The following is a 13,201-nucleotide window of genomic DNA, read 5'->3' on the forward strand; positions in this document are numbered from 1 at the left end:
AGCGTTCAATCTGAGCCAGGATCAAACTCTTCAGTTCAATTCCTGTGCTAGTTTAAAACCAGCTTCTTTACTTCTTTATACTTCTAAGCACTCAAAGGTTATTCAAAGTGCCCACACAGTTTGTCTTCTCTCTTCTTAATGAACCTGCCCCGAAGGCGTGCTGCGTATTCTACTGATTTCACCCTCAGTGTCAAACACTTTTTTCATTTTTTTTAAAAAAAATACCAGGTGTTCTAGTTCCGTTCGAGAGAGGAATATATATTAATGAGTGATAAATTAGTATTTATTATCAATGAGAACTCATAATTTGATTTACAGCGTTAATACTTTTTAATTTCTTCCCATTCCTCACACCAAGCTTGTACACTCTATTTGACTCGAATTAAAACCTGGACAGAGGACTCTATAAATTCTCTAGATGATATTATTAAACATAGTTATGGTAGAAAAGCAGGTTATGGCGAACGAACTAAATCTTCATTAATTGAATTAGGATAAGTTACTGAGGGCAAAAATGGAATATTGAGCCCTACCTTAAGCTCCTGCCGATTTTCGTGAAGCACTAATCAGATATGATGATTTTGCTAAAGTTGAACAATTAATAAAGTTATCTAAAGAAAAAACTAGTTTTCTTTCTCTTAATGCACATCATTTTTTTGATGATAACCCAGATTATGAGACCGCTGTTCAGCGACTTAAAGATCAAGCAAAACGCAATCCTAATGGTGCATCAGCAAAAGTTCTTAGCGACATAAGTGACGCCCCCTCTGTTGATGATTATAGGCCTGAACTGAAAAGAGGCCGTGAATTACAAAGAGAACGTGAGAAAATACCATTAAAAGAAGATAGTGAATTTGAACAGTCTAAAACATACCCAAAGCGGCTTGCATAAAACTATTTGGTTTCACATTTCGCAGAGAACACCGGATTCTTTAATTAAGATATTATTCTTATGACTCCTCTAGGTATCCCTAATACATACATTTTTAATAAATTATTTTTTGCCAAGTCTGGCTAATCCTCCTTTTTTTTGTTAATCTTCGCGATTCAACTATGGTGGCTCTATTGGTCCCTTCGCGGCGATAGATCGTGAACCCCGTCAGGCCCGGAAGGGAGCAGCGGTAGCGATTGATTCGAGCGCCGGAGTGTGGCTCTTAGAGCTGCCGCCCAACTCGTGAAAACATGTATGAGCTATCTGGCACTTGCCCGTAAATGGCGACCACGCACATTTTCCCAACTGGTTGGCCAAGACCATATCAATAAGGCATTGATAAATGCGCTGAATCAACAGCGATTACACCATGCCTATCTATTTACCGGCACTCGCGGTGTAGGAAAGACCAGTATTGCTCGAATTTTAGCCAAGTCTTTAAATTGTGAGAAAGGCATTAGTTCAGAACCCTGTTTGCAGTGCACTATTTGTAATGCAATAGAACAGGGACGATTTATCGACTTAATCGAAATTGATGGTGCATCTAAAACTCGAGTTGAGGATACCCGTGATGTATTAGATAACGTCCAATATGCACCCGCTATAGGTCGTTTTAAAATCTATTTAATTGATGAAGTTCATATGCTCTCGCAGCATAGTTTCAATGCGCTGCTCAAAACGCTGGAAGAGCCCCCGGAACATGTCAAATTTATTTTAGCTACAACAGATCCACAAAAGCTTCCTGTAACTGTCTTATCTCGTTGCCTACAATTTAATCTGAAGCATTTGGCGACAGAGTTAATCAGTCAGCATTTGCAGCTGATTCTTAAAGAAGAACAACTAGGTTTTGAAATTGAGGCTGTTGATATATTAGCTAAAGCTGCGCGCGGCAGCATGCGCGATGCATTAAGTCTTTTGGATCAAGCTATTACTGGTTGTGATACCCAATTATGTGCAAATGATGTCAAAATGATCCTGGGTTATACCCAACAAGATTATGCCCTGCAATTAATAGATGCCTTAGCAGAACAAAATGCAGCTGCTGTATTAAAAATTAGTCAATGGATTTCAATTGAAGGCGGACATTTTCAGTATGTATTAGATGAATTACTTAACTATCTTCATCAAATAGCTGTATATCAAGTCATTGGAGACAATAATCCTCTAATTAGTCCTTCATCACAAATCAGGACTCTAGCGCAACACATTTCAGCCGAAGACACTCAACTTTTTTATCAAATTGGTCTTAAAGGGCGCGAGGAAATTCATCTTGCTCCTACGTTAATCATCGGCTTTAATATGACCCTGTTGCGTATGCTAACGTTTAGACCTGCCCTTAAAGAAGCCCGCCCTCCTTTAGCACCTTATAAAACATTGTTACCCTCTGAGCAGCAACAACCACCTCTTTTGCTACAAGAGATTCCGGAGAAGGTTTCAGAACAACAATCTCAGGATTTATCGAATCTTCCAGCAAATCTAGATAACCAAGTAAAAGAAGAACAACCGCAGGTTACTCATCAAGAAGCAAACGATTGGGCGAGTATTATCCCGCACCTAAAGCTCACTGGTTTAGCACTCAATGCAGCAGAAAATGCTGAATTAGTCGCTAAAGATGGACGAGAGGTAACTTTACGTGTGGCCAAAGGACATCAATCTCTGTTTACACCAACGATACTCTCGCGCATTGAAACAGCACTGAGCCAATATTACCAAAATCAAGTAAAAATTATTTTAAACAGTGATGAATCAGTTCAATCCTCTCCTGCACAGCAAAAAGAGCAGGCAACTCAACAGAAACAACTGAAAGCAGAAGCTGCATTAAAAAATGATCCTATGTTCCAACAACTTCAGCAAGAATTTTCAGCAGAATTGGTCAAAAATTCTATTGTCCCGCTGAAAGATGACTTATAATATATCGAATTTAAATCTAAACATATGAGGCCTTAATAATGGATATGAATCAAAATCTTGGCAACCTGATGAAAGAAGCGCAAAAAATGCAACAACGTATGCAAGAAGCGCAACAACAATTAAGTCAATTAGTTGTTACAGGTGAAGCTGGTGGTGGCATGGTAGTTATTAAAATGAATGGCCGACATGATGCCACTGAAGTTAAAATCAAACCTACTATGATGGAAGAAGATGTAGAAATGTTGGAAGACTTAGTTGCTGCAGCAATCAATGATGCTGTACGGAAAATTGAAAAAGCATCTAAGGAAAAAATCAGTCAATTAACAGCTGGTCTAAATATTCCAACTGATTTAATGGGCGGCGACAAGGGTGATAAGGAATAATCCTAACGATGGATATGCTAAACCGCCTGGTAGAAGCGCTCCGCTGTCTACCAGGCGTAGGTCCAAAATCAGCACAACGCATGGTGTTTCACTTGCTTCAGCATCAAAGACAGAGAGGATTAAACCTTGCATCATGTCTTGAGCAAGCAATGAATAACATTCACCATTGTGAGCGTTGTGCTAACTATACAGAACAAAAAATTTGTACCCTTTGCCAAAATCCAAATCGGGATTCTTCCTTGCTTTGTGTTGTGGAAAGTCCAGCTGATGTATCTGCTATAGAACAAAGCAATGCTTTTCAAGGTAAGTATTTTGTTCTCATGGGAAAAATATCTCCGCTTGATGGCTTAGGCCCAGAAGATATAGGGTTACCCCGACTAAAAAATCTCATCATTCAAGAAGAAATTAAAGAAGTTATTTTAGCGTTAAGCCCCAGCGTAGAAGGACAAACTACCATTCATTTTATCCACCAGCTTTTGCGTGATTTATCAATAAACATTACTCAATTAGCGCATGGAATTCCCTCTGGAGGAGAATTAGAGTTTTTGGATGGAAATACTATAGGGAACGCCCTTCGCAATAGAGCAATAATTCATGTTTAAAACAGTGTACCGCAATAAATACATTTTCATATTAATGCTTCTCATTTCCGGACTGGCCAATGCCTCTTTTTATAAAAGTTTATGGCCCAAATGGGAGGTAAATAGCCCGCTATCAAAGGAAGTTATTTCGCATCAACTTTGGCAAAATTTCCTTAATCGACGTATTGTGACCAATGAAGAAAACATCAACCTAGTTGATTATGCTCATATGACACAAATAGATTTAAACTTGCTTAAAGACTATTTAAAAAACATGGCTGAAATTGATATTAATAATTACAACCGTAATGAGCAATTGGCCTATTGGATTAATCTATACAATGCTTTGACGGTTCAAGTTATAGCCAATTATTACCCAGTAACTACAATTCAAGAAATTAATATCTCCCCAGGATTATTCAGCATAGGCCCCTGGGGTGCAAACCTCATTACTGTTAAAGATACTTCTTTAACCTTAGACGACATTAACAATCGCATTATTAGAGCGATTTGGAATGATCCGCGTACTCATTATGCTCTAAGCAACGGCACCATTGGCGCTCCCAATTTAAGTAGAAAAGTCTACCAGGGTAAACTTATTGAAGAACAATTAAACCAAGCTGCCGCAAATTACATTAATTCTCTTAGAGGAGTAAGCGTCATTGAGGGAAAACTGATCATCTCTAAATTATATGATTGGTTTGAAGAGGATTTTGGTGGCACCAAGCAGGATATCATTTTTCATTTATTGCAATTTGCAAAAGAGCCGTTGCAAAGTCAACTTAAGCACATAAATACCATTGATAGTTACATCTATAATTGGCATATAAATAGCCCATCCACTGATCACGAATAAAAGCATAATAAAAAATTTTGGAACTCCTAAACCGAGTAAAACAATAGTATACTCACCCATTTATCCTAAGGGTTAGAATAATGAATCGTGGTGGATTTTCATGGAAAAGACTTATTGGAATCTCTGCTCTTAAAGCTAAAATTTCACGAAAGATCGGCATTCCATTGACACAATCGGGAAGAGAACGAAAACTCGGTGCTTTAATCATTAAACATTTACGCTCATTCCTTTTAGAAGGGAAAAAGAAAGAGCGTTAGCTTAATCAACTAGTCTTCTACAGACTGGAATAACTGCTCAATAGCATTGCCATGGATTACATGCGTGGGCTTATAAAGTGTCATCACTCTAAATACTGCATCTCGATTACGATAACTTATTTCTATGTTTGAAATCGCTAAATCATACATATAGGGTTCAGTGAGAAAATGCCTATTCCCTAATTCGATACGCAAAGCATCCATAACACAGCGCAATGCATCAAAAACCTCTAGAACTGCTATTTTTTCGTCATCATTAAGTAAAGGTAACCAATCAAAAGTACCCCCACCGGTGATATTAAAGAAAGTATACAGTAAATTGTGCGTATCATTGTTGGCAAAGTAGCCATATAAATCTAAACATTCGGTGGTCGTAAGCTGATTGTATAATGCCAACATTTTTACTTGGAAAAGCATTGGATTCTTTTCTTGCTCTACTACACCTGACAACATATTTTGTTGAAGTACCATCACCGCATCAATTAAACGATTCGGGTTAAACCAGAATTTGTAAGCGCGCTTCAAATCCGATATGTAATCAACGTTATTTCGTTTTGCGGAGATTGGATTTGAGTTAAGTTTTAGGCTTTTTACTGCTGATTGAATCATTTGTCTAAACACTTCATTGGTTTCAATCCTAATACCCTGAGGTAACTCTTCATCATGCAAAAAATAGTCCACCCCTAACTCTAATTCTTTCTGTAAAGCAATCTCATACAGTTTTTGTTGCATTAATTCGATATAAGAATGCAATATCTCTAGACGCATCTGCACCGAAACTAATTTTTCAGGATGAATTACATCCGCGAATAATTTATCTGGATGTATCTTATAGAGGAAAATTGCATTCACCAAATCAGCAAATTGAGGATTAGCAAAAAAATCCAATGCAACTTGTTGTTGTTGAACATTCCAGTCATAAAAAAATGCTACCCATGCACACTGCCCACTATCACTTTTATTCACAAAATCAACGAATCCTTCCAGCCATAAATTCAATTCTCGCTCGGAAAATAATTGTTTTAATTGTGACTGAAGATGAACCTGACTAGACACTGAAGATTCAATAGATGGAGCACATTGATATAAAGAGATAATTTGCAATAAAAGCTCTTTTTGTTCTTCAACATCTAGAGACGAAGCCAATTTTTGTTCTAAAAGAGTGATCTGATTAAAACGTTCAGACCAAGATAATTCACGCTCTAGTTTTTTTCGGGTATACGCTACTGCTTTCTGATCCAATAATTGCAAATAATCTAGATATTTATTTGCTATAGAGCGACACAATAACTCAACTTTAGGATGCATTTCTAACTCGTAAGAATCTTCTATATATCCATGAAGATCATTTTTCATCAATTTAAGTTCGTGTTTGACCAAGGTTTTTGCTCGATCATTGTCTGTTACAAACCAACTTGAAAACTGATTTCTGTTTTGAGTCATCCCTACTCCTCAAGCATCGTCCTGGTATAATTGTATTCGCTGGAGAAATTGTATCCTACCTATATGTTATAAGATTAAAGATAGTCATGGTTCCGCGAAAGACAGCAAATAAATATCAATAACTCATAGAATAATATCGAAAATAATTGCAAGTCGATACTAATCTTGCCAAAATTATGACGAATACTGCTCAAAAAAATGGGAATAAATTAATGCCACAACCCAGTTATCTTTTATTCATTGATAACGATCCTGTGAGTGAGGATCTCAAGAAATATTTTGCACAATTTAACATCAACATTGTACAGCAAAACCAATTAGTTACACCCATTCAAAGTGGGGTAGGGAAACCTATTGCCATTCTCATTCATTGGTCAATTTTAAAAAATGACCTTCAATCAATTCACCAATTTTATACAAATTATCCTGTACCTTTATTGATTTTAAACGACACGCCGGATGAAGATGCCTGCATTAAAGTCCTCGAAGCGGGAGCAGATGATTTTATTGTAAAGCCCTTATTACCCAGGGAGCTACATGCTCGAGTCAGTGCAATAAACCGACGTGTCTTACGTGCAAAACCACAATCTGATCATGAAAAGGAAGTTCTAGTTTTCTCCAACTGGAAGCTCTATCCCGCTTCCAGGCAAGTATTTCATGATAAGACCCATGAAGAATTATTATTAAGTGCAGGGGAATATGATTTGTTACTTACTTTTGTACTGCAACCCCAGCGCATCCTAGATAGGGAGCTCCTGTTACAAATCACTAAAAATAGTGATCTGAATCCATTTGACCGAAGAATCGATGTGCAAATAAGTAGACTACGTCAGAAAATTGAAGTGGATGCAAAAAAACCGGCATTAATCAAAACCATTCGCAATGGAGGTTATATGTTTACCGCACACGTATCCACTTTAAAAGAAAGCGATACAAAATAGACTTATTTGCGCTTCTTACTTATTTTGAACATCTTGACACTTTTAATTGTGTTGTCGCCGACTTTTAATATTTCCATCCGATAGTTTTCTATTGTCAAGCAGGAATCAGCTGGCGGAATATAACCAAGATGTTCAACAATTAATCCACTTAACGTTTTTGGCCCTATCATAGGTAATTGCCAACCCATTAAGCGATTTAGATGACGTAATGTTAAACTTCCATCAACAATAACTGAACCATCGCTTTGCGGGGTGATATCTCGACTTAGAGCAGCCACATCAGTAGTAAACTCGCCTACTATTTCTTCAAGTATATCTTCCATTGTCACTAAACCCTGAATATCGCCATATTCATCCACAACAAAAGAACTACGTCGCTTCATTTTTCTGAAATTTAAAATTTGAATATTAAGCGACGTAGCCTCAGGAATATAATATGGTTTATCGGCTGCTTTCAGTAGACTATCAAGATTTAACTCATTTTCTATAGCCAGATTTAGCACATCACGTACATGAATCATTCCAACCAGATCATCAATTGAATTACGGTATAATGGCAAGCGTGTATGTTTTGCTGTTTCTAATTGATACAGAATTTCTGACCAAGGCTCTTCGATATCGATACCAACAATATCCGATTTAGGAATCATTATATCTTCTACAGTAGCTTGTTCTAAATCCAGAAGACTAATCAGCATACTTTTATGCTCGACTGGTAATAGCCCCCCTGCTTCATGCACCACTGAGCGTAATTCTTCATTCGTTAACAATTCCTTTTGTATTTTGTCAATTGAGATTCGAAATAAACGTAGTACGCCGTTAGACATAGAACTGCTGATGTAAACCAAAGGAGCAAAAATCAATTGGAGTATTTGTAAAGGTAATGAGGTAACAAATGCAACTTGTTGTGGATAAATTGCTGCAAATGTTTTAGGTATCATTTCAGCAAAAACCAAAATCACCAGCGTCAAAATGACGGTGGCTATCGCAATACCTGCATCACCATAAATGTGCTGGCCAATCAAAGTTGCAATTGTTGACGCAAGAATATTAGCCAGAGTATTACCGATTAAAACAACACTCAATAGTCGATCAGGTCGAGAGAGTATTTGATTCACTCGCGAAGCTTGTTTATTCTCTTTCTTGACTAAATGTTTTAGCTTATAACGATTGATCGACATCATACCGATTTCAGTGGCTGCAAAAAACGCCGCCAACAGAATTAAAAAAAATAGTATGATAAACAATGTAGAAAGATGGTATGTCACCGAATTTCCTCAGCTTTTATAACACGAAATAAAGTATCATATGGTTTCAAAGAAAGCGAGAGAGGGACAACCTTGAACGTCTTAAAGATACAATTCGGATAGTACAACAATGGGCTTAGTTGTAGGCTTTATGCCTTTCTCCCAAGCCCAGAAATTTTTCAACAGAATGAAATTTATCTATTTTTGTTCTTTATTATAACGAGCTACGCTAGACTTAATCTCTTCGAATGCAGCTTCTGGACCAACCCAACCATCCAGTTTAACCCATTTACCTTCTTCCAAATCTTTATAGTGACTGAAAAAGTGTTCTAAAGAATTTAATAGATGCTGCGGCAAATCTTCATGTGACTCAACCGATTCATAAATTTTAGTTAGCTTATTCGTTGGAACAGCTAATATTTTAGCATCTATGCCTGACTCATCAGTCATCTTTAACATACCAACTGGTCGGCATGGGATAACCGAGCCACCAACAAGAGGAACAGGAGTCACCACGAGAACATCAACAGGATCCCCATCCTCAGATAAAGTATGAGGAACATAACCGTAATTGACAGGATAAAACATGGGGGTTGTTAAAAAACGGTCAACGAATAATACTCCAGATTCTTTATTTACTTCATACTTTACAGGTTCGCTATGCATAGGGATTTCAATAATTACATTAATTTCTCTTGGTAAATCACGACCACTACTAATTCTCATTAAACTCATTTATTCTTCTCCCCTCTTAATCGAATAAAAATACATGTAAAACGCTAAGTATATAAGCCTTTAAAACTCAACAACCTTTCTCCCTTAAGGCACAAGCCTTCTATAGGAACATACAACTCTCATCAATATCACTTTATTTTAAATAATAATCTTGGCTCTAATGCGAAATTACAACATAAAGCCGCTATTATGCGAAAAAACACATTAAAAGGCAAAGAGAAGCTGTCGCATTATAAGCAATGCAATGTATAATAGCCTTTTTTAATCAAAATGAGATTGCTTATGAATTGCTTGTTTTGCAAAATTGCACAAGGTGCGATCCCTGCATCAGTAGTTTTTGAAGACGATGAGATAATGGCTTTTCGTGATCTCAACCCGCAAGCTCCTAAACATCTGCTGATTATTCCGAAGCAACATATTGCTACGTTGAATGATGCCAGCGATGAAGACCAGGCCCTGTTGGGAAAAATGATTTTAGGGGCAAAGAAAATTGCTCAAACTGAAGGAATAAGTGACGCAGGATATCGATTAGTTTTCAACATTAATCCCGATGGTGGCCAAACAGTATATCATATTCATTTACATTTACTGGGCGGACGTCGTATGACATGGCCCCCTGGGTAGGAAAAAACAATGGAAAAACTATATAAAGAACTGCTAATACAATTAGGCGAAGATGTAGATCGACAAGGGTTGCTTGATACTCCTGCACGTGCTGCCAATGCCATGCGTTATTTAACTAAAGGGTACAATGAGAGCTTGGAAGATATTATTAATGACGCGCTTTTTGATTCGGACATGAGTGAAATGGTTATCGTCAAAGATATTGAAATGTATTCCATGTGCGAACACCATTTACTTCCATTTCTTGGCAAGTGTCATGTTGGATACATTCCTAATGGAAAAGTAATAGGATTATCGAAAATAGCCCGTATTGTTGATTACTTTTCGCGACGTTTACAAATTCAAGAGCGGTTAACCTCAGAAATAGCAACCTGCTTAGAATCAATTACCGGAGCACGTGGTATAGCTGTAGTCATTGAAGCAAAACACTTATGTATGATGATGCGTGGTGTCGAGAAACAAAACTCAATAATGACCACCTCAGTAATGCTTGGTGATATGCGCAATAGTCCAACGAGTCGAGCCGAATTCTTAACCTTAACTCAGAATAAGTAATCCTGCCTTTCCGTCTCCATTTTTAGCCTAATTGCCTGGGTGAAGTAGCGTGTAACCCGGGTAAAGTATCTTTTTCTCACCCAGGTTAACAACTAAAATCCTTCTTCCACACTATGCATGTGGAAGAACGATTATTCCTTATTCTTCTTCTCCGTCACGAATACTCTTTTCTGCTTCATTATGTTCTTCTTCATGATGAGCTTCCTCAGCAGGAGCAGCTGTTTCTTCTGCTTGGGGTTTATCTTTCCACTCAAGCTTCACACGACCTTGCTTATCGATACCAGCAACAAATACGGCGATCTCTTGACCCTCTTGAAGCACCGACTCGACCTTTTGTGATCGATCGCTGCAGATTTGAGAAATATGGAGTAATCCATCTTTACCAGGCAAAAGATTTATAAAGGCACCAAAATCAACGATTTTACTTACTTTACCTTGATAAGTTTGGCCAACCTCAATTTCTGCAATTAATGCCTTAATTTGTTTTTGCGCTTCTTCTAAAGCATTCATATCGGGAGAAAATAATTGAACAACACCCGTATCATCTATATCAATAGAAACACCCGTGCTATCAATTAATCCTTTAATCGTTGCGCCGCCTTTACCAATAATTGTACGGATTTTGTCTTCAGCAACTTTCATAGTAGTAATTCTTGGTGCATGCTGGGATAATTCTTCTCGATGCTCTGATAATGCATTATTCATTACACCCAGGATATGTAAGCGACCAGCCAATGCTTGGTCTAAAGCTTGCTCCATAATTTCATTAGTAATTCCCTGGATTTTAATGTCCATTTGTAATGCAGTGATTCCCTGCTCGGTACCTGCTACTTTGAAATCCATATCACCTAAATGATCTTCATCACCTAAAATATCCGTTAACACCGCATAACGATCGCCTTCTTTAATTAGGCCCATTGCGACTCCAGCTACAGGTGCTTTTAATGGAACACCAGCATCCATCAACGCAAGGCTAGTACCACATACTGTTGCCATCGAGCTTGAACCATTTGATTCAGTGATTTCAGAAACAACTCTTAGTATATAGGGAAATTCGTTGGCTTCAGGCAAAACAGCGATGATTGCACGTTTTGCTAAGCGACCATGCCCAATTTCTCTACGCTTGGGACTACCAACCATGCCTGTTTCCCCTACTGAATAAGGAGGGAAGTTATAATGCAACATGAATCGATCTTTTGATTCACCAGTAATGTTATCTAGGATTTGTGCGTCACGCTCATTACCCAAAGTAGCAACAACAATCGCTTGGGTTTCGCCGCGAGTAAACAACACAGAGCCGTGTGTTCTTTCTAAAAGTTTTGTGCGAATGGAAATTGGGCGAACTGTTTTGTGGTCACGGCCATCAATTCGAGGCTCGCCATCAAGAATTCGATTTCGTACAGTAGCACGCTCTATTTCAACAAACATATTACCAATAACATCAGCTTTTAACTCATCATTTTCTGCTTGCAAAGCTGATATTGCTTGTTCTTTTAACACATCTAAACGTTGATAACGTTCTTGCTTGTCTTTAATCAGATAGGCTGCCTCAACGTCTTGTTTCACCATATCAGAAACGCGTTCTTGTAAAGATGTATCTACTTCAGGCGCGGTCCATTCCCACCGAGTTTTCCCACCTTGTGCTGCGAGATCTTCTATTCCTTTGATCACATTTTTCATCATTTCATGACCAAACATAATAGCGCCGCGCATAATGTCTTCACTTAATTCTTTAGCTTCTGACTCGACCATCAAAATAGCATCTTTAGTGCCTGCTACGACTAAGTCAAGTTTGGATTGCTCCAGTTCCTTACGGCTTGGGTTTAATAAGTAAATGCCGTCCTTATAACCTACACGAGCAGCGCCAATGGGACCATTAAAAGGGACGCCCGAAAGAGCTAATGCTGCAGAGGATGCAACCATTGCAACGATATCTGCAGAAACTTCTGGGTTTAAAGAAAGAACGGTAACAATGACTTGTACTTCGTTACAAAATCCATCTGGAAATAAAGGACGAATAGGGCGATCTATAAGTCGGGAAGTTAACGTTTCATTATCTGATGGCCTGCCTTCACGTTTATTAAATCCACCAGGTATTTTACCTACTGCGTAAAATTTTTCTTGGTAATTTACCGTTAATGGGAAAAACCCATTTTCATCGCCACCTTCTTTTTTACCAACTACTGTAGCTAATACTTGAGTGCCATTCATACTGGCTAATACTGCTCCATCCGCTTGTCGCGCAATTTCACCTGTTTCCAATATAAGCGTGTGGTCACCGAATGCTATTTCTTTTGTAAACTTAGCCACGTAATCTTCCTCATTAAGTAATTATAACGAAAAAAAGGCGCAGAAAATTGCGCCTTTATTTAAAGTATTTTTTTGTAAAGTACATTCGTAAAGAAATGTATTTGCTCAGCAATCAATAAGAATCTCTCAGTTCCAAACTTTGGATCAATGTTTGATAGCGAGCTTCATCGTTACGCTTTAAATATTTCAACAGCTTACGACGCTTATTAACAAGTTCTTGCAGTCCACGTCGAGAATGAAAATCTTTTTTGTGTTCTTTAAAGTGCTCAGTTAAATATTTAATACGACCAGTAATAATAGAAACCTGAACTTCAGGCGAACCAGTATCTTTATCGGAACGCTTGTATTCTTTAACAATTGCTGCTTTATCTGCGCTGCTTAGCGACATTATACACTCCCGGAACTACTAAGTATTCATTTAAAGGCG

Annotated in this window: 13 protein-coding genes and 1 other RNA gene; 9 read left to right on the plus strand and 5 right to left on the minus strand. The window is 37.9% G+C overall.

Annotated features, from left to right (window positions below; translation table 11 throughout):
• Window positions 1-1,063 precede the first annotated feature (1,063 nt).
• The 6 genes from ffs (at window position 1,064) to ACWTEW_RS27885 (ending at window position 4,919) form a co-directional block, all read left to right on the plus strand.
• Window positions 1,064-1,160: signal recognition particle sRNA small type (ffs, locus tag ACWTEW_RS27860), an RNA gene on the plus strand.
• A 26-nt stretch (window positions 1,161-1,186) separates the two neighbouring features.
• On the plus strand, window positions 1,187-2,842 hold the full coding sequence (dnaX, locus tag ACWTEW_RS27865; RefSeq protein ID WP_454781287.1) for a DNA polymerase III subunit gamma/tau: 1,656 nt from the start codon (window positions 1,187-1,189) through the stop codon (window positions 2,840-2,842).
• A 38-nt stretch (window positions 2,843-2,880) separates the two neighbouring features.
• Window positions 2,881-3,225, plus strand: coding sequence for a YbaB/EbfC family nucleoid-associated protein (locus tag ACWTEW_RS27870; protein ID WP_019232941.1), 345 nt, complete (start codon window positions 2,881-2,883; stop codon window positions 3,223-3,225).
• 8 nt (window positions 3,226-3,233) lie between these two features.
• Window positions 3,234-3,827 carry a recombination mediator RecR gene (gene recR, locus ACWTEW_RS27875; RefSeq protein WP_454781288.1) on the plus strand — a complete coding sequence of 198 codons (594 nt, stop codon included), beginning with the start codon at window positions 3,234-3,236 and terminating at the stop codon, window positions 3,825-3,827.
• Complete coding sequence (locus tag ACWTEW_RS27880; RefSeq protein WP_454781289.1) at window positions 3,820-4,662, plus strand: DUF547 domain-containing protein; 843 nt, start codon at window positions 3,820-3,822, stop codon at window positions 4,660-4,662. The genes recR and ACWTEW_RS27880 overlap by 8 nt, the downstream gene beginning before the upstream one ends.
• Window positions 4,663-4,742: 80 nt before the next feature.
• The gene (locus ACWTEW_RS27885) at window positions 4,743-4,919 is read left to right on the plus strand and encodes a hypothetical protein (protein WP_454781290.1); all 177 of its coding nucleotides are present in this window, start codon (window positions 4,743-4,745) and stop codon (window positions 4,917-4,919) included.
• A gap of 9 nt (window positions 4,920-4,928) precedes the next feature.
• On the opposite strand, the gene ACWTEW_RS27890 is transcribed toward ACWTEW_RS27885, so the two are convergent.
• Window positions 4,929-6,362, minus strand: a complete 1,434-nt coding sequence (locus ACWTEW_RS27890; RefSeq protein ID WP_454781291.1) for a hypothetical protein — start codon at window positions 6,360-6,362, stop codon at window positions 4,929-4,931.
• Between the two features lie 212 nt (window positions 6,363-6,574).
• On the opposite strand from ACWTEW_RS27890, the gene ACWTEW_RS27895 reads away from it, so the two are divergent.
• Window positions 6,575-7,303 carry a winged helix-turn-helix domain-containing protein gene (locus ACWTEW_RS27895; RefSeq protein WP_454781292.1) on the plus strand — a complete coding sequence of 243 codons (729 nt, stop codon included), beginning with the start codon at window positions 6,575-6,577 and terminating at the stop codon, window positions 7,301-7,303.
• Window positions 7,304-7,305: 2 nt separating this feature from the next.
• Here ACWTEW_RS27895 and ACWTEW_RS27900 read toward each other — a convergent pair whose 3' ends face one another.
• Together ACWTEW_RS27900 and ppa are read right to left on the minus strand one after the other, a co-directional pair.
• Window positions 7,306-8,571 (minus strand): HlyC/CorC family transporter, encoded by a 1,266-nt coding sequence (locus ACWTEW_RS27900; RefSeq protein ID WP_454781293.1) that lies wholly within the window; start codon window positions 8,569-8,571, stop codon window positions 7,306-7,308.
• A 177-nt stretch (window positions 8,572-8,748) separates the two neighbouring features.
• On the minus strand, window positions 8,749-9,285 hold the full coding sequence (gene ppa, locus ACWTEW_RS27905) for an inorganic diphosphatase (protein ID WP_454781294.1): 537 nt from the start codon (window positions 9,283-9,285) through the stop codon (window positions 8,749-8,751).
• 282 nt (window positions 9,286-9,567) lie between these two features.
• On the opposite strand from ppa, the gene ACWTEW_RS27910 reads away from it, so the two are divergent.
• Both ACWTEW_RS27910 and folE read left to right on the plus strand, forming a co-directional pair.
• On the plus strand, window positions 9,568-9,909 hold the full coding sequence (locus ACWTEW_RS27910) for a histidine triad nucleotide-binding protein (protein WP_454781295.1): 342 nt from the start codon (window positions 9,568-9,570) through the stop codon (window positions 9,907-9,909).
• 9 nt (window positions 9,910-9,918) lie between these two features.
• Window positions 9,919-10,464: a GTP cyclohydrolase I FolE gene (gene folE, locus ACWTEW_RS27915; protein ID WP_454781296.1), complete on the plus strand. Its 546-nt coding sequence runs from the start codon at window positions 9,919-9,921 to the stop codon at window positions 10,462-10,464.
• Window positions 10,465-10,602: 138 nt separating this feature from the next.
• On the opposite strand, the gene pnp is transcribed toward folE, so the two are convergent.
• Window positions 10,603-12,774 carry a polyribonucleotide nucleotidyltransferase gene (gene pnp, locus ACWTEW_RS27920; protein ID WP_454781297.1) on the minus strand — a complete coding sequence of 724 codons (2,172 nt, stop codon included), beginning with the start codon at window positions 12,772-12,774 and terminating at the stop codon, window positions 10,603-10,605.
• Window positions 12,775-12,886: 112 nt separating this feature from the next.
• The gene (rpsO, locus tag ACWTEW_RS27925; protein WP_454781298.1) at window positions 12,887-13,162 is read right to left on the minus strand and encodes a 30S ribosomal protein S15; all 276 of its coding nucleotides are present in this window, start codon (window positions 13,160-13,162) and stop codon (window positions 12,887-12,889) included.
• Between the last annotated feature and the right edge of the window lie 39 nt (window positions 13,163-13,201).

This window comes from Legionella stuttgartensis, assembly GCF_977063405.2.